This window comes from Dryocola mayonis (genome assembly GCF_051307045.1).
GTDB lineage: Bacteria > Pseudomonadota > Gammaproteobacteria > Enterobacterales > Enterobacteriaceae > Dryocola.
The window spans coordinates 65,651-85,729 of sequence record NZ_CP150452.1 but is presented as its reverse complement, the minus strand read 5'-3'; the positions used below and the strand labels follow the sequence as shown (position 1 = coordinate 85,729).

At 58.4% G+C, this 20,079-nt stretch carries 16 protein-coding genes and 4 pseudogenes; 13 read left to right on the top strand and 7 right to left on the bottom strand.

The window, feature by feature from the left end; genetic code table 11:
* Positions 1 to 5: 5 nt before the first annotated feature.
* Positions 6 to 2,075, top strand: coding sequence for a glycine--tRNA ligase subunit beta (gene glyS, locus WLO32_RS00440; RefSeq protein WP_435946806.1), 2,070 nt, complete (start codon positions 6 to 8; stop codon positions 2,073 to 2,075).
* Between the two features lie 50 nt (positions 2,076 to 2,125).
* Here the strand turns inward: glyS and uspF are convergent, their stop codons facing one another.
* Together uspF and WLO32_RS00430 are read right to left on the bottom strand one after the other, a co-directional pair.
* The gene (gene uspF / locus WLO32_RS00435) at positions 2,126 to 2,560 is read right to left on the bottom strand and encodes a universal stress protein UspF (RefSeq protein WP_435946805.1); all 435 of its coding nucleotides are present in this window, start codon (positions 2,558 to 2,560) and stop codon (positions 2,126 to 2,128) included.
* A gap of 201 nt (positions 2,561 to 2,761) precedes the next feature.
* Entirely contained in the window at positions 2,762 to 3,052 is a 291-nt protein-coding gene (locus WLO32_RS00430) for an HTH-type transcriptional regulator (RefSeq protein ID WP_435946804.1), read from the bottom strand.
* Positions 3,053 to 3,517: 465 nt separating this feature from the next.
* On the opposite strand from WLO32_RS00430, the pseudogene WLO32_RS00425 reads away from it, so the two are divergent.
* Together WLO32_RS00425 and cspE are read left to right on the top strand one after the other, a co-directional pair.
* A pseudogene (locus WLO32_RS00425) lies at positions 3,518 to 4,229 on the top strand (DUF3053 domain-containing protein).
* Positions 4,230 to 4,478: 249 nt separating this feature from the next.
* Positions 4,479 to 4,691 carry a transcription antiterminator/RNA stability regulator CspE gene (gene cspE, locus WLO32_RS00420; RefSeq protein ID WP_121264842.1) on the top strand — a complete coding sequence of 71 codons (213 nt, stop codon included), beginning with the start codon at positions 4,479 to 4,481 and terminating at the stop codon, positions 4,689 to 4,691.
* Between the two features lie 66 nt (positions 4,692 to 4,757).
* Here the strand turns inward: cspE and WLO32_RS00415 are convergent, their stop codons facing one another.
* Positions 4,758 to 5,951, bottom strand: a complete 1,194-nt coding sequence (locus WLO32_RS00415; protein WP_435946803.1) for an MFS transporter — start codon at positions 5,949 to 5,951, stop codon at positions 4,758 to 4,760.
* Between the two features lie 109 nt (positions 5,952 to 6,060).
* On the opposite strand from WLO32_RS00415, the gene WLO32_RS00410 reads away from it, so the two are divergent.
* Positions 6,061 to 6,507, top strand: coding sequence for a winged helix-turn-helix transcriptional regulator (locus WLO32_RS00410; protein ID WP_435946802.1), 447 nt, complete (start codon positions 6,061 to 6,063; stop codon positions 6,505 to 6,507).
* A gap of 54 nt (positions 6,508 to 6,561) precedes the next feature.
* On the opposite strand, the pseudogene yiiM reads toward WLO32_RS00410, so the two are convergent.
* Both yiiM and sodA read right to left on the bottom strand, forming a co-directional pair.
* Positions 6,562 to 7,237: pseudogene (gene yiiM, locus WLO32_RS00405) on the bottom strand (6-hydroxyaminopurine reductase).
* 73 nt (positions 7,238 to 7,310) lie between these two features.
* The gene (sodA, locus tag WLO32_RS00400) at positions 7,311 to 7,931 is read right to left on the bottom strand and encodes a superoxide dismutase [Mn] (RefSeq protein ID WP_435946801.1); all 621 of its coding nucleotides are present in this window, start codon (positions 7,929 to 7,931) and stop codon (positions 7,311 to 7,313) included.
* A gap of 232 nt (positions 7,932 to 8,163) precedes the next feature.
* On the opposite strand from sodA, the pseudogene WLO32_RS00395 reads away from it, so the two are divergent.
* Together WLO32_RS00395 and rhaT are read left to right on the top strand one after the other, a co-directional pair.
* Positions 8,164 to 8,319, top strand: a pseudogene (locus tag WLO32_RS00395) (arabinose isomerase); the annotation flags it as partial.
* A gap of 188 nt (positions 8,320 to 8,507) precedes the next feature.
* Positions 8,508 to 9,543: pseudogene (gene rhaT / locus WLO32_RS00390) on the top strand (L-rhamnose/proton symporter RhaT).
* Here rhaT and rhaR read toward each other — a convergent pair.
* Together rhaR and rhaS (WLO32_RS00380) are read right to left on the bottom strand one after the other, a co-directional pair.
* Positions 9,536 to 10,387, bottom strand: a complete 852-nt coding sequence (rhaR, locus tag WLO32_RS00385; RefSeq protein WP_435946800.1) for an HTH-type transcriptional activator RhaR — start codon at positions 10,385 to 10,387, stop codon at positions 9,536 to 9,538. The pseudogene rhaT and the gene rhaR sit on opposite strands and share 8 nt — an antisense overlap.
* A 129-nt stretch (positions 10,388 to 10,516) precedes the next feature.
* A complete protein-coding gene (gene rhaS, locus WLO32_RS00380) occupies positions 10,517 to 11,353 on the bottom strand; it encodes an HTH-type transcriptional activator RhaS (RefSeq protein ID WP_435946799.1) in 837 nt (278 codons plus the stop codon).
* A 302-nt stretch (positions 11,354 to 11,655) separates the two neighbouring features.
* On the opposite strand from rhaS (WLO32_RS00380), the gene rhaB reads away from it, so the two are divergent.
* From rhaB to WLO32_RS00345, 7 genes are all read left to right on the top strand, one after another.
* Complete coding sequence (gene rhaB / locus WLO32_RS00375; protein WP_435946798.1) at positions 11,656 to 13,128, top strand: rhamnulokinase; 1,473 nt, start codon at positions 11,656 to 11,658, stop codon at positions 13,126 to 13,128.
* Positions 13,125 to 14,384, top strand: coding sequence for an L-rhamnose isomerase (gene rhaA, locus WLO32_RS00370; protein ID WP_435946797.1), 1,260 nt, complete (start codon positions 13,125 to 13,127; stop codon positions 14,382 to 14,384). Before rhaB ends, rhaA begins: the two co-directional genes overlap by 4 nt.
* 99 nt (positions 14,385 to 14,483) lie before the next feature.
* The gene (gene rhaD / locus WLO32_RS00365) at positions 14,484 to 15,308 is read left to right on the top strand and encodes a rhamnulose-1-phosphate aldolase (protein ID WP_435946796.1); all 825 of its coding nucleotides are present in this window, start codon (positions 14,484 to 14,486) and stop codon (positions 15,306 to 15,308) included.
* An 88-nt stretch (positions 15,309 to 15,396) separates the two neighbouring features.
* A complete protein-coding gene (gene rhaS, locus WLO32_RS00360; RefSeq protein WP_435946795.1) occupies positions 15,397 to 16,389 on the top strand; it encodes a rhamnose ABC transporter substrate-binding protein in 993 nt (330 codons plus the stop codon).
* 109 nt (positions 16,390 to 16,498) lie between these two features.
* Entirely contained in the window at positions 16,499 to 18,010 is a 1,512-nt protein-coding gene (locus tag WLO32_RS00355; protein WP_435946794.1) for a sugar ABC transporter ATP-binding protein, read from the top strand.
* Positions 18,010 to 19,014, top strand: coding sequence for an ABC transporter permease (locus tag WLO32_RS00350; RefSeq protein ID WP_435946793.1), 1,005 nt, complete (start codon positions 18,010 to 18,012; stop codon positions 19,012 to 19,014). Before WLO32_RS00355 ends, WLO32_RS00350 begins: the two co-directional genes overlap by 1 nt.
* Positions 19,011 to 20,036 (top strand): ABC transporter permease, encoded by a 1,026-nt coding sequence (locus tag WLO32_RS00345; RefSeq protein WP_435946792.1) that lies wholly within the window; start codon positions 19,011 to 19,013, stop codon positions 20,034 to 20,036. The genes WLO32_RS00350 and WLO32_RS00345 overlap by 4 nt, the downstream gene beginning before the upstream one ends.
* Positions 20,037 to 20,079 lie beyond the last annotated feature (43 nt).

Sequence of the window (20,079 nt, the reverse complement as noted above, 5' to 3'; positions counted from 1 at the left end):
CAGGCATGTCTGAAAAAACTTTTCTGGTGGAGATCGGCACTGAAGAGCTGCCACCAAAAGCCCTGCGCAGCCTGGCGGAATCCTTTGCTGCGAACGTAACGGCGGAGCTGGACGCGGCGAACGTCGCCCACGGCGAAGTGAAATGGTTTGCGGCGCCGCGCCGCCTGGCGCTGAAAATCGCCAGCCTTGCGGCAGCGCAGCCCGATCGCGAAGTTGAAAAACGCGGCCCGGCGATTTCCGCCGCGTTCGATGCCGAAGGCAAACCGAGCAAAGCCGCTGAAGGCTGGGCGCGCGGCTGCGGCATCACCGTCGATCAGGCGGAGCGTCTGACGACCGACAAAGGCGAATGGCTGATGTACCGCGCGCACGTTAAAGGCGAAAGCGTACAGGCGCTGCTGCCGGCGATGATCGCCACGGCGCTGAGCAAACTGCCGATTCCAAAACTGATGCGCTGGGGCGCGAACGACACCCACTTCGTGCGCCCTGTGCACACGGTTACCCTGCTGCTGGGCGACGAGGTGATCCCGGCCACCATTCTGGGCATTCAGTCCGATCGCGTGATTCGCGGCCACCGCTTTATGGGCGAGCCGGAATTCACCATCGACAACGCCGACCAGTATCCGCAAATTCTGCTGGAGCGCGGCAAAGTTATCGCCGACTACGAGCAGCGTAAAGCGGCTATCAAACAAGGCGCGGAAGAAGCGGCGCGTAAAATCGGCGGCAACGCAGACCTGAGCGAAAGCCTGCTCGAAGAGGTAACCTCGCTGGTGGAATGGCCGGTGGTGCTGACGGCTAAATTCGAAGAGAAATTCCTCGCGGTGCCTGCGGAAGCGCTGGTTCACACCATGAAGGGCGACCAGAAATATTTCCCGGTGTACGCCAACGACGGCAAGCTGCTGCCAAACTTCATCTTCGTGGCGAACATCGAATCGAAAGATCCGCTGCAGATTATCTCCGGTAACGAGAAGGTCGTTCGTCCGCGCCTGGCGGATGCGGAGTTCTTCTTTAATACCGACCGTAAAAAGCGTCTGGAAGATAACCTGCCGCGTCTGGAAACCGTGCTGTTCCAACAGCAGCTCGGTACGCTGCGCGACAAAACCAACCGCATCGAAGCCCTTTCCGGCTGGATTGCGGGGCAGATTGGCGCCGACGTGAATCACGCCACCCGCGCGGGCCTGCTGTCCAAATGCGACCTGATGACCAACATGGTGTTCGAATTCACCGACACCCAGGGCGTGATGGGCATGCACTACGCGCGTCATGACGGCGAAGCCGAAGACGTGGCCGTCGCGCTGAACGAACAGTATCAGCCGCGCTTCGCGGGCGATGCGCTGCCGTCTAACCTGGTGGCGTGCGCGGTGGCGATTGCCGATAAGATGGACACCCTCGCGGGCATCTTCGGCATCGGCCAGCATCCAAAAGGCGATAAGGACCCGTTCGCCCTGCGTCGCGCGGCCCTCGGCGTGCTGCGCATTATCGTTGAGAAAAACCTGCCGCTGGATCTGCAGACCCTGACCGAAGAAGCCGTACGCCTCTACGGCAGCAAGCTGACCAACGAGAAGGTGGTGGATGACGTTATCGACTTTATGCTGGGCCGTTTCCGCGCCTGGTATCAGGAAGAAGGCCACGGCGTGGATACCATCCAGGCCGTGCTGGCGCGCCGTCCGACCAAACCGGCCGACTTCGATGCGCGCATGAAGGCCGTTTCCCACTTCCGTACTCTGGAAGCGGCGGCGGCGCTTGCCGCGGCGAACAAGCGAGTTTCCAACATCCTTGCGAAGTCAGACGAAACGCTGAACGACCAGGTTCACGCCTCCGTCCTGAAAGAAGCCGAAGAGATCCGTCTGGCAACCAATGTGGTTGTGCTGCGCGATAAGCTGGAGCCGTTCTTCGCCGAAGGCCGCTATCAGGAAGCGCTGGAAGAGCTGGCGAACCTGCGTGAGCCGGTAGATGAGTTCTTTGACAAGGTGATGGTGAACGCAGAAGACGAAGCGCTGCGCATCAACCGCCTGACGCTGCTGTCCAAACTGCGCGAGCTGTTCCTGAAGGTTGCGGATATTTCCCTGCTGCAATAAGCCAGTTCGTCAGCAACAAACCCCGCATAAATGCGGGGTTTTTTTATGCCTTAACGCACCACCAGCACCGAGCATTTGGCATGACGAACCACGGCCGCGGCGTTGGAGCCGAGGAGATAGGTGGACATGCTGGGGCGATGGGAGGCGAGGATAATCACGTCGGCGTCGATATCATCGGCCAGCTGAAGGATATGATCTTTCGGCGTGCCGCTCATCACGTGCTTTGCAACCCGGTCGCCGGGCAGGCTGAATTTCGAGATGATATCGGTCAGGTTTTCCATGGCCGCGGCCTCTCTCTCTTTCATATCCGGCGCGATGGAAGAGTAGCCCAGGCCGTAAGAGGCAAAGTAGGTATAGTCGGGAATAACCGCCAGGAAGTGGATGGTGGCATCGTCGTGTTTTGCATACTCTTCAACGTGAGGAATAACCTGCTGCGTCAGCTCCATTTCAGAAATATCGACAGGAACCAGGATTTTCTTAGACATACAGCCTCCTTTTGCTTGTCCGGTAATAGCCCTTCTTTAGTTATGGTCAAAATTCACGCTTCCGGTAGTGACGCAGATCGGGTTTCCGGACATTACCGTTTCGTCTTGCAAAGTTTATTTTTTGTACAGGCCCTAAAAACAACAAACCCCGCGTCACTGAGCGGGGTTTTGATTAAGGCAAGTCAGGTACAAAGTACAAAATTATTCCATCAGTTGCTTACTGAGCATGGGATTCGCCTGAATCAGGCGCATCAGCTTCAGTTCGGTGCTGGAGGGCTTGAGTCGTTTTGATTCCCACTCCTGCACCATCGAAACGCTGACTCCCATCGCGCGAGCAAAGTCATCAATTTTCAAGCCCGTACTTTTACGTAGCTGCTCGAATTCAGAAAACGCGCTGGGTTTATGTCTCAGGGTTAACGCTTGCGGTTCATTTTTAAAAACTATCTGCTCAAGGCTGCTGAGCAGTTCAACCATTGGGTCTTTATATTCCATTGAGAACTCCTCATAAATCACACATTGACCTCGTGAAGGTTAAGAAGCCATTTAAGAGTAGACTGAAAAAAAGCGTGCTGATGATTCATCAGGAAACTATTTTTACGCAGCGGGCTTTTTATGCATTTTTGCTGAGAAAGTAAGCGCCGTAACCGCTTGAAAATCAGGCTGCACGCGCTGCTAAGTATTTATTTGTAAATGCTTATGCATTTATTGCGCCGACGGCAGAGATGGCCGCCGTGGATTCAGGAGGAAAAGTTAGCGGCGCGGGACAATCGAATGGATGGCGAACCTAGTCAGCAGGCCGAGCGCGAAATGAATAAAAAAGTAAGCAAACTGGCGCAAATTTCGCTTAAAGAGATTGTTGTGAAAGGGTATCTTGCGCGGGCGGCCTGGACTATCATTAGCTACATTATCGGGTACGCGTATGCGCTTTGGCATTGTTTGGTGAAAGGAGTAGAAAAGATGGCGACAGGTAAGTCCTGCTCTCGCTGGTTTGCGTCGCTTGCGGCGTTATTAATGGTGGTGAGTCTGAGCGGCTGTTTTGATAAAGAAGGCGATCAGCGCAAAGCGTTTATCGATTTTCTGCAAAACACGGCCATGCGTAGCGGCGAACGTCTGCCTACGCTGACTGCCGATCAGAAAAAACAGTTCGGTCCGCTGGTTTCTGACTACGCCATTCTGTACGGCTTCTCCCAGCAGGTAAGCCAGGCGATGGATGACGGCATGAAGCCGGTAGTGGACAGCGTGAACAGCATTCGCGTCCCGCAGGACTATATGAATCAGCGTGATGCGCTGCGCCAGGCGAACGGCTCCCTGAACGTGCTGGGTCAGCAGGTGCAGAACGCCAAAATGCAGGCGGACAGCGCGCATGCCACGCTGAAGCAGCCGGACGATCTGAAAACCGTTTACGATCGGGTCTACCAGAAAGTGGTTACCGCGCCGGCAAACGCGATGGAGCCGCTGATCCCGGCTGCGCAAACCTTTACCCAGCAGCTGGTGCAGGTGGGTGATTTTATCCAGCAGCAGGGTACGCAGGTTGGCTTTACCGCAGGCGGCATCCAGTTCCCGACTTCCCAACAGGCCCAGCCAGTACAACGCGCTGATCGGCCCGCTGGCGTCGCAACATCAGGCGTTTATGCAGGCTTATTCAAGCGCGCAAAAAGCCATGCAGTGATGCGATACCCCGCCGCAAGGCGGGGAGTTACGGCTCCGGCCCTTTAGACGGCTGAAATAGTTCTTGTCATCGACTGGTTAAATATGCGTTAATGCCTCTATCGGTTTGACGCACAGACCTTTCAAGCAAAGCAGTCCTCCAGAAGTTATCGTAGATACCTTTCAAAGTGAGTTTCTCCTTTATCGCTTCAAAAATCTGTAAAGCATACCAATGCGCCGAAAGGCAAACTCTATATAAAAGGTAATATCAATGTCTGCTAAAATGACTGGTCTGGTTAAGTGGTTCAACTCTGACAAAGGCTTCGGCTTCATCACTCCTGACGATGGCTCTAAAGACGTGTTCGTACACTTCTCCGCTATCCAGAACGATGGCTACAAGTCCCTGGACGAAGGCCAGAAAGTATCTTTCACCATCGAAAGTGGTGCTAAAGGTCCAGCTGCTGGTAACGTAACCAGCCTGTAAGCATTAGCTTATAAAGCAAAAATTCTAAAACCCGCCTCTGGCGGGTTTTTTCGTTTCCGGCCCGGTTTACCGCAGCGGGCACGCGCTTTGCGTTATCCACCAAAACAGCAGCGCCAGCAGGCTGACTCCCGCACCCAGCAGGCACACTCCCTGCCAGCCGGCATGGGCATAGGTGATAGTCGTGCCGATTGCCCCAAGCCCGCTTCCAGCCGCATAGAACAGCATGTAAAGGCCGACCAGCCGGCTATGGGCTTCGGGACGTGCGCGGAAAATGAGGCTCTGGTTAGTGACGTGCAGCGCCTGACCTCCCATATCGAGCAGCAGAATGCCGATCACCAGCGCCCCAAGCGACCATTCCATCAGCGACAGCGGCCACCAGGCCAGCAGCAGCACTACCAGCGCCGCCGCGCTGGTGCGCTGGCCGTATCCTCGATCGGCCCATTGCCCGGCACGCGCAGCAGCCAGTGTGCCGACTACGCCGACCAGACCGAAGGCACCGATAACGGTGTGCGAAAAGGCATAGGGCGGTGCGCTCAAGGGCAGCACCAGGGCGCTCCAGAAGATATTGAAGGCTGCAAACATCAGCATCGCCAGAACACCGCGCACCTGCAGCACCTTTTCCTGACGCAGCAGCGTCCACATCGTGGCAATCAAACGCGGGTAACTCACCGCCCCTGGCGCTACGGGCAATACCGGCAGCCGCCGCCACAGCGGCAACGCGATAGCCGTCATCAGGACGGCGGCACAGAAGTAAACGCCGCGCCAGCCCAGCAGATCGCTGACGGAACCGGCGAAAACCCGCGCCAGCAACAGACCGATGAACACGCCTCCCTGAGCAGCACCCACAACGCGCCCTTGCTCATGGGGCATGGCGGCGCTGGCCGCATAAGCGATCAGCCCCTGCGTCATCGCCGTGCCCAGCAGGCCCACGGCAAGCATGCCTGCCAGCAAGGCAGTCGCGGACTGAGCCATACTGACTGCCGCCAGCGCGGCCACGAGCGCCAGCAGCTGCGCCGCCATCAGTCGACGGCGATTCACCCGGTCGCCCAGCGGCACCAGCAGCAGCAAAGCCAGCGCACAGCCGACCTGGGTGGCCGTCACCACGCTGCCAATGGCGGCATGGCCGATGTGAAAGTCCCGCGCCAGGGTATCCAGCAGGGGCTGCACGTAATAAACATTCGCCACGCTCAGCCCGCTGGCTGTGGCAAACAGCCATACGAGGCCGCGCGGCAACGTCGGCGAAATGGAAGAAGCTGTCATGATCCGTTACCACCCGTTCTGGTTTCAAAATGAAACCAGTTGAATGCTAGGCCATGCAGTTTTAAAATGCAACCAGAATCCAGCCGCTGTCAGCCCGCCAGGAGACGCCATGCCGCCCCGCAAATCCATGAAAGATGAACCCTGTCCCGTTGCGCGCTCCGTCGATCTGATCGGCGATCGCTGGTCGCTTCTCATTGTGCGCGATGCCTTCGACGGCATGCGTCGCTTCAGCGATTTTCAGCGTAGCCTGGGCGTAGCCCGCAATATCCTTTCCGATCGGTTGCGCAAGCTGCTTGATGCCGGTGTTCTTGAAATGCGGGCGGCCTCGGATGGCACCGCCTATCAGGAGTATGTTTTAACGGCCAGGGGAGAAAGCCTGTTTCCCGTAGTGGTGGCGCTGCGACAATGGGGTGAACAGTATCTGTTCGAGCGTGACGAGCGCCATTCAGTATTGCTCGACAGGAACACGGGCAAGCCGATTCCGCGAATGACGCCACGGGCTAAAGATGGTTCAGTACTGTTACCCGCCTCTACCGTGGTGAGAAAACTTCCGTAGGTTAATACGCGGCAGCTCCACGCTAATTACTCGTTTCGGGATCTGATAAGTCTGTTATTTCCCGACCAGCCGCCGCGAATTATTCTCGATCTTCCCGGACAGGCGCCGCTTTTGCATGGTTCGCGTCCAGCTTGTCGAAAGCCCGGCCGCCGACAGCAGGCGATGGTACTGCTCATCGTCAAAGGGCATATGCCATGCGATGGCTATCGCCTCAGCCACGCTCACGTCGCTGAGGCGGGAAACCAGCTCCAGCGGCGATTCCGTAGAGACGTTTCCCGCCAGCACCACCCTGTACAGCCAGCCGCAGTAGCCCGACTTTTGCATCAGGGACGCCATGTCGCTGATGCCGAAATGGTAGTTAAGCTTAAAACAGGGCGAGCGCGGCTGCGTGACCTGAATCAGCGCATCGCCCCAGCGGAAGATATCGCCAATGCAGACGTTTTTTTCCGTCAGGCCTTCGCTCGACAGGTTCTCCCCAAAAGCCGGGGCGGTAAACAGCTCGGCCTGCTCGGGAAACTCCCGCGCCCAGTGGAGATAATGTTCACGAGGGTAATGGCATAGCGCGCGATCGGGCCCGCCATGAATGATTTTTTCGGCCTGCTGGTCGCCTTCCAGGCCCGATTCGGTAAGCCGCAGCTCGCCGTCGACCTGATATTTGGCGATAGCGCTTGGGCCTGCTGCCTTCGTAAGCACGAATCTTGCCGATATAAACCTGTAGCGGATGACGCATCTGCTCTCCCTGTATGCAACAGACATAAAAAAAGCGAGCCATCAGGCTCGCCTCTCGTCAGTTGCAATGCAACTTATTTTTTAGCAGCGAAACGCGCGGCTGCTTCGTCCCAGTTCACAACTTCCCAGAACGCTTTGATGTAGTCAGGACGTTTGTTCTGATACTTCAGGTAGTAAGCGTGTTCCCACACGTCCAGTCCCACAATCGGGAAGCCGGAAACGCCGGCAACCGCTTCGCCCATCAGCGGGCTGTCCTGGTTTGCGGTAGACACCACGGCCAGCTTGTCGTCTTTTAGCACAAGCCACGCCCAGCCGGAACCGAAACGGGTGGCGGCCGCTTTTTCAAATTCTTCTTTGAATTTCTCAACGCTGCCGAAATCGCGCTCGATGGCGGCTTTCAGGTCGCCCTGCAGGGTGGTGCCGGTTTTCAGGCCCTTCCAGAAGAAGCTGTGGTTAGCGTGGCCGCCCGCGTTGTTACGCAGAACGGTTTTCTTGTCGGCCGGAACCTGATCCAGTTTAGCGATCAGCTCTTCAACCGGCAGGCTGGCGAGTTCTGGCAGAGATTCCAGCGCCGCGTTAGCGTTGTTGACGTAGGTCTGGTGGTGTTTGGTGTGATGGATTTCCATCGTTTGCTTGTCGAAGTGTGGTTCCAGGGCGTCGTAAGCGTAAGGCAGGGATGGCAGTGTATAACTCATATTCTTCATCTCCATTATTGTCGGGCGGCGCGATAGCCGTTAACGCCGCGTAATCAGTTGGTTCATTATAGTTAATTAAATGATATTGAAAATGTTTATCAATGCCGTAGTTTCTATAAGGTTATAACTTTTCGTCATGATGGCGAAAATGTGAACGTTGTCAGGCTGATAAACTGATTTTTGCCACGCGATTCAAAAATGGCTGCGTGCTGGACAAGCTTATCGAAAACAGCTGGCCTATTACTACGAAGGGCGCAGCGGCAACGCCTGTGAGAATATTGTCACTTCGGTCCTCCTCGGCAATACCCTGCTGACCCACCGGGGCATCCCCGTCGCCGAGTATGAAATCAAAAACGTGCGGTGGGGATACGATGGTCCGGCGCACCCGCCGCCGCTCCGGCGGAGGCGAAATAAAGAACTGTGACACCCGTCAATCCTACCCAATGATTTTTGCCAAATTTCGCGCCCTTGCGGCAGCATGCTGAAGGTTCGCCGTCCGCTCACTCTTTAGACTCAACGGAATTGGGGTATCCGGCGGTCACCCCTGCGCTATTAATAAAAACAGAGGGATGGAAGATGAGTAACGCAATAACCATGGGGATACTTTGGCACCTCGTCGGCGCGGCAAGCGCGGCGTGCTTTTACGCCCCCTTCAAGAAAGTGCGGCGCTGGTCCTGGGAAACCATGTGGGCGACAGGCGGTTTTGTTTCATGGATTATTTTGCCCTGGACGGTCAGCTCAATTCTGCTGCCTGACTTCTGGGGCCTATTACGGCTCTTTTAGCGTATCCACCCTGCTGCCGGTCTTCCTGTTCGGTGCGATGTGGGGCATCGGCAATATCAACTACGGCCTGACCATGCGCTATCTCGGCATGTCGATGGGCATCGGCATCGCCATCGGCATCACGCTGATTGTCGGCACGCTGATGACGCCCATCATCGCCGGCAGGTTCGACGTGTTGATCGGCACGCCGGGCGGACGCATGACGCTGCTGGGCGTGCTAGTCGCCCTCGTCGGCGTCGCCATTGTGACCCGCGCAGGCCAGCTGAAAGAGCGCCAGATGGGCATCAAGGCCGAAGAGTTCAACCTGAAAAAAGGCCTGACGCTGGCGGTGATGTGCGGGATTTTCTCCGCCGGCATGTCCTTTGCGATGGATGCCGCGAAACCTATGCATGAAGCCGCCGCCGCGCTGGGCGTCGACCCGCTTTATGTCGCCCTGCCAAGCTACGTGATCATCATGGGCGGCGGCGCGGCGATCAACCTCGGGTTCTGCTTCATTCGTCTGGCAAAAGTCAAAAACCTGTCGGTAAAAGCCGACTTCTCGCTGGCAAAACCCTTAATCATCACCAACGTGCTGTTCTCCGCGCTGGCCGGGCTGATGTGGTATCTGCAGTTCTTCTTCTACGCCTGGGGCCACGCCAAAATCCCGGCGCAGTATGACTATATGAGCTGGATGCTGCACATGAGCTTCTACGTGCTGTGCGGCGGGCTGGTAGGGCTTATCATGAAGGAGTGGAAGGCCGCGGGCCGCCGTCCGGTTGGCGTGCTGAGCGTCGGCTGCGTGGTGATCATTCTCGCCGCCAATATCGTTGGCCTGGGAATGGCTAACTGACCCCAACCGTATAACGCTGGCGCCACATTCGTGGCGTCAAACCTGTCTCTTTCGTAAAGACCACGGAGAAGTAGTTGCTGTCCTCAAAGCCGCAGCGCGTGGCGATATCCCCAATCAGCATCTCGCTGTGGCGCAGCAAGTCCTGCGCCTGGCAGATGCGTAGCTGCCGCAGATACTGACCAATCGACATGCCGGTTTGCTGGCGGAAAAGCTGCCGCAAATGGCGCTCCGCCACCTGATGCTGCTCGCAGAACTTCTGCAAATCAAAAGGCGCATCAAGACTTTTGCCCAGCGCGGCCAGCAGCAAATCGAGCGTTTCCCCGCCGTCCGGCCCTGCCGCATCCTGCGGCTGGTAGCGATGTCGATGCAGCACGATGCACAGCTGCAGGAACAGGCTTTCCGTCAGGCACAGGGACAGCGCGTCCTGTTTCGGGCTTTCATGCTCCAGCTGGCCGATTATCTGCCGCGCCTGCGCCATTCCGTGGCTGCTCAGCCGCCAGCGCGGGTCCTTGCCCATCGCCGAATGGTTGCGTAGCAGCTCGTCCCAGTCGACGTTGAGCTTCAGCCGCTCCGGGCAATAAATAATGTTGTGCAGCACCAGATCGTTAACGGATTCATAGCGATGGCGATCTTCAGCGCGAATATAAAACAGGTCGCCGCAGGTGATGCGGTAGGGGCGGTCGTTGAGCACATGCAGGCCGTTGCCGCGCCATACCAGCACCAGCTCGCAAAAATCATGGCTATGTTCGGCGAAGACGTTTTGCGGATAGCGGTCCGCCACCGCCACCGGCTGGGAGGCGGAGACAAAGAAATCAGTTGTTTTCAGCACTAAGCGACCGGCCACCGCGATACCTCTACGCTTATCCACCCTGCCATTCACAAACGCAGGCCGGGTAAGCCTGCGCCACCCGACGGAAAAATAGCTGAGAAGTATTGGCTTTTTCGCTGAAAAAAACGGTGATTGCGTTCGCGATTACTGAAGTTGGGTATCCCGGCCCTGGCGAATCTCGCGCGGGGACCAGGAAAACTCGCGTCTGAACAGCGTGGAAAAGTGGTTGCTGTCGCCAAAGCCGCACTGGAAGGCGATATCCGTGACGCTCTCCTCGCCGTGGCGCAGCATGTGGCGGGCCTTCATCAGACGTAAGCGATTGAGATAGCGCTGGGGCGTAAGCCCGGTTTGCTGCTTGAGCTGGCGATGCAGCGTGCGCAGCGAAAGGGTGAACTGCCCGGCGAGCTGCTCCCAACACACCTCCTCGGCAAAGTGATCCTCAAGCCAGGCCATAAGCTGATTCAGCCGGCCTTCCGCGTTGATTACCCCCTCCATCATGGAGCCTTTACGCAGCAGCACCAGAAGCTGCATAAACAGCATTTCCCGGTTGGCGACGGCATGGGTATCCATCCCCTCGCCGAGGGTTTCGAACTGTTCTATCAGCCCGCGCACCTGCTGCAATACCGGCTGGTTCACCCGCCAGTGCGACGGATAATTGCCGTCCTGCTCCTGCGGCAGCAGCTTATCCAGCCCCGAAAGGAAGCAAAACGCGTCCGGCGCGCGATACAGGATATTGGTCAGGCAGAGGTTTTCGGTGTGCTCATACAGATGACGATCGTGGTCGCGCACGAAGCACACCGAACCGCCGCTCAGCGTGTAGGGCTGGCCGTTAAAAACGTGCGTGCCGGTGCCGTGCTCCACAATGACTATTTCATAAAAGTCGTGGTGGTGTTCAGGAAACGCCGCCTGCGGCAGGCGGGGCTCAATCGCCACCGACGCGTTACCTGACGGGAAGAAATCAAAACCGTGCAATATCGTCATTCTTATACCCACCATGCTGATAAACAGTTGCCTGATAGTAGGTAACGATTCTCATCTGCACCTTAAATTTTCGACACGAAATTCGTTAAAAGCCGTTCGTTTTTTAAGAAACGCGGGGAATTATTCGGAAATGCGGGAAGCGTCACAGGCGGCGTGCGAAGCCTGCAAAAACGAATTTGTGATATCACTCACGTTCATCTTTGCTTCTTTGCCAGCGCGGCACAAGCGCTGTCAGCCATAAGAAGGTGGGCTGCGGCGTTCCTTTTTAAAGTGGGGTCAATTAACTCGCAAGGACCCCGATAATGACTCTTCGCCATAGTGTTGCGGTAGACCTGGGCGCTTCAAGTGGCCGCGTCATGCTGGCACGTTTTGAACGTGAAACCCGCAGTATCCGCCTGCGTGAAATTCACCGTTTCGCCAACTGTCTGAAGCAGGTTCAGGGCGCCACGACCTGGGACCTCGACGCGCTGGAGCTGGAAATCCGCACCGGCCTGCAAAAAGCCTGCGATGAAGGCATCGCCATCGACAGCATCGGCATCGACACCTGGGGCGTGGATTACGTGCTGATCGGCCGCGACGGCAACCGCGTTGGCCTGCCGGTCTCCTATCGTGACGGCCGTACCGACGGCGTAATGGAAACCGCGCTTGCCGAAGTCGGGCGCGAAGAAATCTATCGCCGCACCGGCATTCAGTTTCTGCCGTTCAACACGCTCTATCAGCTGCGCGCCCTTGCGCGGCGCCAGCCGGAGCTGCTCGATGAAGTTGCACACGCGCTGCTGATCCCCGACTACTTCTGCTATCGCCTGACCGGCGCGCTGAACTGGGAATACACCAACGCCACCACCACGCAGCTTATCAATATCAACAGCGACAGCTGGGATGAAAGCCTGCTCGAGTGGGCCGGCGTGCCGTCAAACTGGTTCGGCAAGCCGACGCATCCCGGCTGCGTAATCGGCCAGTGGACCTGCCGCGAAGGCAACCAGATCCCCGTGGTGTCCGTCGCCACTCACGACACCGCCAGCGCGGTCATCGGCGCGCCGTTAAAAGACAAAGACGCGGCGTACCTCTCCTCCGGCACCTGGTCGCTGATGGGCTTCGAGAGCAAAACGCCCTGCACCAGCAGCCAGGCGCTCGCCGCCAACATCACCAACGAAGGCGGCGCCGAAGGCCGCTACCGGGTGCTGAAAAATATTATGGGGCTGTGGCTTTTGCAGCGCGTCGCAAAAGAGCTTGCGATTACCGACCTGCCGGAGCTGATCGCCAGAACCCGCGGCCTTCCCGCCTGCCGTTTTGTGATAAACCCCAACGACGACCGTTTTATCAACCCGGAAAGCATGAGCCGCGAGATTCAGGCCGCCTGCCGGGAAAGCCGCCAGCCCGTGCCGCTGACCGACGCCGAGCTGGCGCGCTGTATTTTCGACAGCCTGGCGCTGCTGTATGCCGCAACGCTGCACGAACTGGCGGAGCTGCGCGGCCGGCCGGTGAGCTGCCTGCACATCGTCGGCGGCGGCAGCCAGAACGAGCTGCTCAACCAGCTCTGTGCGGACGCCTGCGGCGTGCCGGTACTGGCCGGGCCGGTCGAAGCCTCCACCCTTGGCAATATCGGCTGCCAGCTGATGGCGCTGGACGAAATCGCCGACGTCGACGACTTCCGCAGCATCGTCGCCGCCAGCTACGAACTGACCTCTTTTATCCCGCATTCAGACAGCGAAATTGCCCGCTATATGGCGCAGTTTTCGCACAACCGTCAAACCTTTAAGGAGTTTTGCGCATGACCACCTCTATCGATCAAGCCTGGGAACTGGCTAAACAGCGCTTTGCCGCCGTCGGCGTGGATGCAGAAGAAGCGCTGCGCCAGCTGGACCGTTTGCCGGTTTCAATGCACTGCTGGCAGGGCGACGACGTTGCCGGCTTTGAAAACCCGGAAGGCGAGCTGAGCGGCGGCATCCAGGCGACCGGTAATTATCCCGGCAAAGCGCGTAACGCCGCCGAACTGCGCGCCGATCTTGAGCAGGCGCTAAGCCTGATCCCAGGCCCCAAGCGCCTGAATCTGCATGCCATTTATCTGGAGTCGGACACCCCGGTCCCACGCGATAAAATCAAACCCGAGCACTTCAAAAACTGGGTTGAGTGGGCGAAAGCGAACGGGCTGGGCCTGGACTTCAACCCTTCGTGCTTCTCGCACCCGCTGAGCGCCGATGGTTTTACCCTGTCCCACGCAAACGACGAAATCCGCCGGTTCTGGATTGACCACGTGAAGGCCAGCCGCAAAGTTTCCGCATACTTTGGCGAACAGCTCGGCACGCCGTCGGTGATGAACATCTGGATCCCGGACGGCATGAAGGACGTTACGGTTGACCGCCTGGCCCCGCGCCAGCGCCTGCTGGAAGCGCTTGACGAGGTGATTAGCGAGAAGCTCAACCCGGCGCACCACATCGACGCCGTAGAAAGCAAACTGTTCGGCATCGGCGCCGAAAGCTACACCGTCGGCTCCAACGAGTTCTACTTCGGCTACGCCACCAGCCGCCAGACCGCGCTGTGCCTGGACGCGGGGCATTTCCACCCCACCGAAGTCATCTCCGACAAAATCTCCAGCGCCATGCTCTACGTGCCGCGCCTGCTGCTGCACGTCAGCCGCCCGGTACGCTGGGACAGCGATCACGTGGTGCTGCTGGATGACGAAACCCAGGCGATCGCCAGCGAAATCATCCGCCATGACCTGTTCGACCGCGTACACATCGGCCTCGATTTCTTCGATGCGTCCATCAACCGTATCGCGGCCTGGGTCATCGGCACCCGCAACATGAAAAAAGCGCTGCTGCGCGCCCTGCTGGAGCCAACCGAAACCCTGCGCCGGCTAGAAAACGAAGGCGATTACACCGGCCGCCTGGCGCTGCTTGAGGAGCAGAAATGCCTGCCGTGGCAGGCGGTGTGGGAGATGTACTGCCAGCGCCACGACACGCCTGCGGATGCGCAGTGGCTGGACAACGTGCGCGGCTACGAAAAAGACGTGTTAAGCCAGCGCAAGTAGAGAATTTATCGGTGGATGGCACGGCGTTTATCTACCGTATCGGATCGTAGGCGGGCAAGCCTCGCGCACCCGCCGGAACACTAAAGGAAGCACAAAACTATGCACAACATCCTGAACGCCTGGTTTGTCGAAGGCATGATCAAAGCGACCAGCGACGCCTGGCTCAAAGGCTGGGACGAGCGCAACGGCGGCAACATTACGCTGCGCCTGAGCGAGGAAGACATCGCGCCTTACCAGGCTGATTTTTACGCCGAGCCGCGTTATATCGCCCTTAGCCAGCCGATGCCAGAACTTGCCGGCACGCCGTTTATCGTCACCGGCTCCGGTAAATTCTTCCGCAACGTGCAGCTCGACCCGGCGGCAAATATCGGCGTGGTAAAAGTGGACAGCCGCGGTACGGGGTACCACATTTTGTGGGGGCTGGAAAACGAAGCGGTGCCGACCTCTGAGCTGGCATCGCACTTCCAGTCGCACTGCGTACGCATGAAAGCCACCGGCGGCCGCGATCGCGTAATCATGCACTGCCACGCCACCAACCTGATAGCCCTGACCTACGTGCTGGAAAACGACTCCGATATCATCACCCGCAAGCTGTGGGAAGGCAGCACCGAGTGTCTGGTGGTCTTCCCGGACGGCGTCGGCATTCTGCCGTGGATGGTGCCGGGTACCGATGAAATCGGCACGGCGACCGCCGGCAAGATGCAAAAACATTCGCTGGTGCTGTGGCCGTTCCACGGCGTATTCGGCAGCGGCCCGACGCTTGACGAAGCCTTCGGCCTTATCGATACCGCCGAAAAGTCCGCCGAGGTGCTGGTCAAGGTTATCTCGATGGGCGGCATGAAACAGACCATTACCCGCGACGAGCTTATCGCGCTCGGCAAGCGTTTTGGCGTTGACCCGTTAGCCAGCGCGTTAGAACTGTAAGCCTGTAACGGTGGATGGCGCCTGGTTTATCCACCCTACAAATAATAAAAAACACCTGCAAACTGACCCTACATGCGGAGTACAAGCAATGAAAATTAAAGCAATATTAGGTTGTACGCTCACCGTTGCCGCACTGGCGTTGTCCGGTTCCGCCATGGCCGAAGTAAAAATCGCTCTGGTGGCGAAATCCCTCGGCAATGGTTTCTTTGAAGCAGCGAACGTGGGGGCTCAGGAGGCCGCCAAAGAGCTGGGAGACGTTAAGGTTATCTACACCGGCCCGACCACTACCACCGCCGAGGCGCAGATTGAAGTGCTCAACGGCCTGATCGCCCAGGGCGTGGACGCTATCGCCATCTCCGCAAACGACCCGGACGCCGTGGTGCCGGTGCTGAAAAAAGCCATGCAGCGCGGCATTAAGGTCGTGTCCTGGGACTCCGGCGTCGCCAAAGACGGCCGCCAGATCCATCTTAATCCTTCCAATAACGCGCTGATTGGCGAAACCAACGTTAAGCTTGCCGCCGACGCGCTAAAAGCGATGAACGTTGAGAAAGGCGACGTCGCCATTCTGAGCGCAACGCCGACCTCGACCAACCAGAACATCTGGATCGCCGAGATGAAAAAGGTGCTGCCGAAGTACCCGTCCGTCAATCTGGTGACCGTGGCCTACGGCGACGATCTCTCTGATAAAAGCTACCGCGAAACCGTCGGCCTGCTGAAGTCTTACCCCGATCTGAAAGTTATCGTTTCCCCGTCTTCGGTGGGCATCGTTGCCGCCGCGCAGGCGGTGAAAGACCAGGGCAAAATCGGCCAGGTTTACGTGACCGGGCTGGGCCTGCCGTCTGAGATGGCGGGCGCCATCAAATCCGGCGCGTCGAAAAGCTTCGCCATCTGGAACCCTATCGACTTGGGCTACGCGGCGACGTATCTGGCCGATGACCTGGTTAAAGGCAGCGCCAGCAAAACCGAAGCCAGCATGGGCAAGCTTGGCAAAGTGAAGCTCGACGCCGACGGCAGCGGCGCCATGGCCGAGCCGTTTGTGTATGACGCCAGCAATATCGATAAATTCTCCAAAATCTTCTGAGCAATGTCCGGCGGGCGGCGCTCTGCCTGCCGCCCGGCGTACCAAATTGTAGGGTGGATAAGCCTTAGCGCCGTCCACCACTTTTTGCATTTTGGAGGAGGTATTTACGATGACAGCCGCCACACCGCTGCTTTCCCTTAAGGGAATCACCAAGGTATTCCCGGGCGTGCGCGCCCTTGAAAATGTTCACCTCGACCTCTGGCCGGGCAAAGTCACGGCGCTAATTGGGGAAAACGGGGCGGGCAAATCCACGCTGGTCAAAGTCATGACCGGCATTTACCAGCCGGAAGAAGGCGAACTGCTTTATAAGGCGATACCGATAGCGCTGCCCAATCCGGAAGCGGCGCACAAGGTCGGTATCACGGCTATCCACCAGGAAACCGTGCTGTTCGACGAGCTGACGGTGACCGAAAACATTTTTGTCGGCCACTACCTGTACCGCGGCCTGTTCAAAAAGCTCGACTGGCCCGCCATGCATCGGCAGGCGCGGGAAATCCTGACCCGCCTTGAGGTGCAAATCGATCCGCGCGCCACGCTTAAAACGCTGAGCATCGCCCAGCGCCATATGGTCGCCATTGCGCGAGCTTTATCATTTGAAGCGCAGGTGGTGATTCTCGATGAGCCGACCGCGGCCCTGTCGCAGCACGAAATCGTTGAGTTTTACCAAATCGTTGAGCGCCTGAAACGCGAAGGCAAAGCCATTTTGTTTATCTCCCACAAGTTCGATGAGATCTTCGCCATCGCCGACCACTACACCGTCCTGCGCGACGGCGTGTATATCGGCTCGGGGCAAATCAGCGACATCACCGAAGACCGCATGGTGACCATGATGGTCGGGCGCGAAATCAGCCACGGCTGGCCAAAAACGGTCTGCGAGCCGGGCGAAGTCGTGCTGGAGGTAGAAGACCTCTGCCACCCAACGGAATTCGCGCACATTACTTTCACCCTGCGCAAAGGGGAAATCCTCGGCTTCTATGGCCTGGTGGGCGCCGGACGGACCGAGCTGATGCAGGCGCTGTCCGGCGTGTCGCAACCCGGCTCGGGCGAAATCCGCCTGAACGGCAAGGCTATGCGCTTCAGCCAGCCCGCCGACGCCATCAAAGCCGGGATTGTTTGTGTGCCGGAAGAGCGCCAGAAGCAGGGCGCCATTATCGAACTGTCAATCAGCCAGAACATCAGCCTGCCCCAGCTTAGCCGCCTTAATCCCGGCGGCGTGCTTAACGAGGCGCGCGAATGGGCGCTCGCCGACGAATACGCAAAACGGCTGCAGGTGAAGGCGTTCAGCTGGCGGCAAAAGGTGGAAACGCTCTCCGGCGGCAACCAGCAGAAGGTGGTGATCGGCAAATGGCTGGCGACGCAGCCTGAGGTCATCATTCTCGATGAGCCGACCAAGGGTATTGATATCGGCTCCAAGGCGGCGGTGCACCAGTTTATGTCCGAGCTGGTCGGCCAGGGCCTGGCGGTAATAATGGTGTCGTCTGAGCTGCCGGAAGTGATGGGCATGGCCGACCGCATTATCGTGATGCACGAAGGGCTGATGGTGGCGCAATACCGGGCCGGCGAGGCCAGCGCGGAGAGGATAGTCAGCGCCGCCAGCGGCGCGGGCGAGGAGGCGGCATAATGTGGCAAAAACTGCTTAAACACCGCGAAGCGCTGCTCGCCGGGGTGATTTTATTACTGGCGCTGGCCATCGGCAGCCGGGTGCCGTCGTTCCTGGCGCCGGGCAACCTGGTGGAGATGTTTAACGACACCTCTATCCTGATTATTCTCGCCCTCGGCCAGATGATGGTGCTGCTTACCAAAGGCATCGACCTTTCCATGGCGGCTAACCTGGCGCTGACCGGCATGATTGTCGCCCTGCTCAACTTCCATCATCCGGATATTCCCGTCGGCGTTTTGCTGGCGCTAGCTACCCTGCTCGGCCTGCTGATGGGCATGATTAACGGCCTGCTGGTCTGGAAGCTCGGCATCCCGGCCATTGTGGTGACGCTGGGCACCATGAGCATCTACCGCGGCATTATCTTCCTGCTCTCCAACGGCGGCTGGATCAACGCCCACCAGATGAGTGGCGACTTCCTGGCGCTGCCGCGCACGCCGGTATTGGGCTTGCCGCTGCTGAGCTGGTGCGCCGTTGCGGCGGCGCTGCTCGTCGGCTATTTCCTGCTTTACAGCCGCACCGGGCGCGCCATGTACACCGCCGGCGGCAACGCCACCGCCGCCTATTACACCGGTATCAACGCCGGCAAAATGCAGTTCATCAGCTTCAGCCTGAGCGGCGCGCTGGCGGGCTTTTGCGGCTACCTGTGGATTTCGCGCTTTGCCGTTGCGTATGTGGACGTGGCGAACGGGTTTGAGCTGCAAATCGTCGCGGCATGCGTCATCGGCGGGATAAGCACCATGGGCGGCATCGGACGCGTGCTGGGCTGCCTGCTGGGCGCGCTGTTCCTCGGCGTCATTAACAACGCGCTGCCGGTGATCGGCGTGTCGCCGTTCTGGCAGATGGCTATTTCCGGCACTGTCATTGTCATCGCCGTGCTGCTGAACGAACGCGGCAACAAACGCAAAGGGCGGCTAATACTGCGCGATAAAGCGCTTTATGCACAAAAAGAAGCGGTGAAACCATGAATAAGACGCTGATCTCTGAGCAAAGGCCCGCCGTGGGCCAAACGGAGCCGCTGTTTAAGCGGTTGTTATGCTGGGAAAGTTTCCTGCTCGCCGTGACGCTGGCGGTCTTTGTCGCCAACGCGCTGGCTTCGCCCTACTTCCTGAATATCTGGAACCTGTCGGACGCCACCTTCAACTTCACCGAAAAAGCGATCGTCGTGCTGCCGATGGCGATGCTGATTATCGCCCGGGAAATCGATCTGTCCGTCGCCTCGACCATCGCGCTCAGCTCAACGGTGATGGGCTTTTGCGCCCAGGCGGGCGTCGACACGCCGCTGCTGGCAGGCATCGGGCTCGGCACGGGAATGCTGTGCGGGCTATTCAACGGCTGGCTGGTGACGCGTTTTAACCTCTCCTCCATCGTTATCACCATCGGCACCATGAGCCTTTATCGCGGCATAACCTACATCCTGCTGGGCGATCAGGCGCTCAATAGCTGGCCGGAAAGCTTTGCCTGGTTCGGCCAGGGCTACGTGTGGGGCGCGCTGTCGTTCGAGTTCGCGCTGTTTATCGTGCTGGCGGCGGCGTTCGCCTTCCTGCTGCATAAAACCAACTTTGGCCGCCGCACCTACGCCATCGGCAACAACCCGACCGGCGCGTGGTATTCCGGCATCAACGTTAAGCGCCACAACATGATGCTGTTTGTGCTGGTCGGGGTTATGGCCGGGCTGGCGGCGGTGTTGCTGACATCGCGCCTGGGCAGTACGCGCCCGACGATAGCCATGGGCTGGGAGCTTAGCATCGTCACCATGGCGGTGCTGGGCGGCGTCAATATTCTTGGCGGCTCCGGCAGCATGGCGGGCGTGATTATCGCCGCCTTCCTGATGGGCCTGGTGACCTTCGGCCTGAGCCTGCTCAACGTGCCGGGCATCGTCATGTCGATTATCGTCGGCGCGATGCTGATTACCGTTATCTCGCTGCCGATTATTACGCGGCGAGTCCTGCAACGCAGGGTGGATAAGCGTAGCGCCATCCACCAGTAACCTCTGGCGGGCGGCGCTACGCCACCCGCCCTACGCTCATCCC

Excerpts from the sequence above, each read along its gene's own strand:
- glyS (WP_435946806.1), top strand. The coding sequence starts at position 6 with ATGTCTGAAAAAACTTTTCTGGTGGAGATCGGCACTGAAGAGCTGCCA.
- uspF (WP_435946805.1), bottom strand. The coding sequence starts at position 2,560 with ATGTCTAAGAAAATCCTGGTTCCTGTCGATATTTCTGAAATGGAGCTG.
- WLO32_RS00430 (WP_435946804.1), bottom strand. The coding sequence starts at position 3,052 with ATGGAATATAAAGACCCAATGGTTGAACTGCTCAGCAGCCTTGAGCAG.
- cspE (WP_121264842.1), top strand. The coding sequence starts at position 4,479 with ATGTCTGCTAAAATGACTGGTCTGGTTAAGTGGTTCAACTCTGACAAA.
- WLO32_RS00415 (WP_435946803.1), bottom strand. The coding sequence starts at position 5,951 with ATGACAGCTTCTTCCATTTCGCCGACGTTGCCGCGCGGCCTCGTATGG.
- WLO32_RS00410 (WP_435946802.1), top strand. The coding sequence starts at position 6,061 with ATGCCGCCCCGCAAATCCATGAAAGATGAACCCTGTCCCGTTGCGCGC.
- sodA (WP_435946801.1), bottom strand. The coding sequence starts at position 7,931 with ATGAGTTATACACTGCCATCCCTGCCTTACGCTTACGACGCCCTGGAA.
- rhaS (WP_435946799.1), bottom strand. The coding sequence starts at position 11,353 with ATGACGATATTGCACGGTTTTGATTTCTTCCCGTCAGGTAACGCGTCG.
- rhaB (WP_435946798.1), top strand. The coding sequence starts at position 11,656 with ATGACTCTTCGCCATAGTGTTGCGGTAGACCTGGGCGCTTCAAGTGGC.
- rhaA (WP_435946797.1), top strand. The coding sequence starts at position 13,125 with ATGACCACCTCTATCGATCAAGCCTGGGAACTGGCTAAACAGCGCTTT.
- rhaD (WP_435946796.1), top strand. The coding sequence starts at position 14,484 with ATGCACAACATCCTGAACGCCTGGTTTGTCGAAGGCATGATCAAAGCG.
- rhaS (WP_435946795.1), top strand. The coding sequence starts at position 15,397 with ATGAAAATTAAAGCAATATTAGGTTGTACGCTCACCGTTGCCGCACTG.
- WLO32_RS00355 (WP_435946794.1), top strand. The coding sequence starts at position 16,499 with ATGACAGCCGCCACACCGCTGCTTTCCCTTAAGGGAATCACCAAGGTA.
- WLO32_RS00350 (WP_435946793.1), top strand. The coding sequence starts at position 18,010 with ATGTGGCAAAAACTGCTTAAACACCGCGAAGCGCTGCTCGCCGGGGTG.
- WLO32_RS00345 (WP_435946792.1), top strand. The coding sequence starts at position 19,011 with ATGAATAAGACGCTGATCTCTGAGCAAAGGCCCGCCGTGGGCCAAACG.